The 1,051-nt window shown below is 72.0% G+C and carries 1 protein-coding gene; it reads right to left on the minus strand.

Features of this window, described 5'->3' with window-relative positions:
* Positions 1-1,051, minus strand: a 1,051-nt coding sequence (locus tag Voc01_RS52615; protein ID WP_203935338.1) for a S8 family peptidase, incomplete at both ends; no start/stop codon positions are given.

Genomic DNA, 1,051 nt, shown 5'->3' on the forward strand with positions numbered 1-1,051 from the left:
TGGCGTCGGTGACCAGGGCGGTGCGGACCTGGGCGGGGGTCCAGGTGGGGTTCGCGGCGAGGTACAGCGCCACGATGCCGGCGACGTGGGGGGTGGCCATCGAGGTGCCCGACATCTTGCCGGTGGCGGTGTCGCTGCCCTTGGTCGAGGACAGGATGTTCGAGCCGGGCGCGAAGATGTCCAGGCAGGTGCCGTAGTTGGAGTAGGAGGCGCGGGCGTCGGTGGCTTCGGTGGCGCCGACGGTGATGGCGTCGGCCTGCCGGGCCGGGGACACGGTGCAGGCGTCCTTGTTCTCGTTACCCGCCGCCACCGCGTAGGTGACACCCGAGGCGATGGAGTTCTTCACCGCCGTGTCGAGGGTGGCGCTGGTGCCGCCGCCGAGGGACATGTTGGCCACGGCGGGCTTGACGGCGTTCCTGGTCACCCAGTCCACGCCGGCGATGATGGCCGAGTAGGAGCCGGAGCCGTTGCAGTCCAGTACGCGCACGGACACGATCTTGGCCTGCTTGGCGACGCCGTAGGTTTTGCCGGCGACGGTGCCGGCGACGTGGGTGCCGTGGCCCTGGCAGTCCGAGGCGTCGGTGTCCTTGTCGATGAAGTCGTAGCCGGAGCGGGCGCGGCCGGCGAACTCGGTGTGGGTCAGCCGCACCCCGGTGTCGAGGATGTAGGCGGTGACACCGGCGCCGGTGTTCGGGGAGACGTAGGTACCGGCCAGGGGCAGGGTGCGCTGGTCGATGCGGTCCAGGCCCCAGGTGGCGCCGGTCTGGGTGTCGGCGGCGGCCACGGTGCGGTCCTGCTCGACCGACGCGACGGCGGGGTGCGCGGCCAGCCGGCGGGCGCCCTTGTCCGACAGCGACACCGCGAACCCGCGCACGGCCGAGCCGTACTCGGAGGTGACGGTGGCGTTGTAGCGGGCGGCCAGCTGCTGGACGAACCCGGGCCGGGCGGTCTCGGCGGTGTCGTTCAGCACGACGATGTAACGGTCCTTGATCGCGTTGGCGGCATCGGCCGCGACAACGGTTCCCTCGGCGGGGGCAGCGGGGGCGGCGTG

The sequence above is a fragment of the Virgisporangium ochraceum genome (genome assembly GCF_016863655.1).
Taxonomy (GTDB): domain Bacteria; phylum Actinomycetota; class Actinomycetes; order Mycobacteriales; family Micromonosporaceae; genus Virgisporangium; species Virgisporangium ochraceum.